The 744-nt window shown below is 61.0% G+C and carries 1 protein-coding gene; it reads right to left on the bottom strand.

All coding sequences use genetic code 11. The annotated features are described in order from the left end of the window. Positions 1-654 (bottom strand): radical SAM protein (locus NZU74_20380; GenBank protein MCS6883686.1); only part of this gene is annotated, 654 nt, incomplete at its 3' end. Positions 655-744 lie beyond the last annotated feature (90 nt).

Genomic DNA, 744 nt, shown 5'->3' on the forward strand with positions numbered 1-744 from the left:
GATCCGGCGCGCCCGCATCGTTGCGGCGGCAGTTTCGCTGCCGGCATCACCCGGAAGCACGTGCCATGGCGTCCCTTCGCCGAGCGTGGTCTTGATCCAATTGACCAGCTCGCGCAGTTCGTCGGGATGATCGTTGACGCCGTGATGGATGCGGGTAGTGATCTCAATATGGCATTGCCAGCGTTGTTTGGCCTCTTCGGCAAAGCGCAAAATCTGCCGCCAGTCACTAATTCCGCCCAGCCGGTGGTATGCATAATCGGAAAAGCCGCGCAAATCAAGGCTAACTCCATTAAGGTATGGACCTAATTCGCTCAGTGCCTCACTGCTCAGCATTCCGCTGGTGACAATAGCTGTGTAACGGCTAGCGGCGCGGCTGAGTTGCAGCAACGCCAGCAGGTATTCAAAATTGACTGCCGGTTCGCCGAAGGCCCATACCACCCCGCGGCAAAGCCGTTCGAGGGCGAAATCGGCGGCGCGCTGCGGATCAAGCCGCCGCTGCTTGGCCGGGTCGGTGGGTAGCGCGCCATATTGGCCCCGCTGCTGATCGACCGGCAAAGCATAGCCCCAGCCGCCGATAGCTAACGCTATGGTGTCGGGAAAAAAGTGCCAGAGCCGGTGGTCTTCGATCGGGCCAATCGCTGCGCCGCTGATCATGCCATGATTCAGCAACTCGATGCCATCTGCTCGTCCTACCCGCATCTGGCAGCGCCCAACCGCGCCCGGCGCAAGGGTGCAGCGCCATTG

Source organism: Chloroflexaceae bacterium, assembly GCA_025057155.1.
GTDB lineage: Bacteria > Chloroflexota > Chloroflexia > Chloroflexales > Chloroflexaceae > JACAEO01.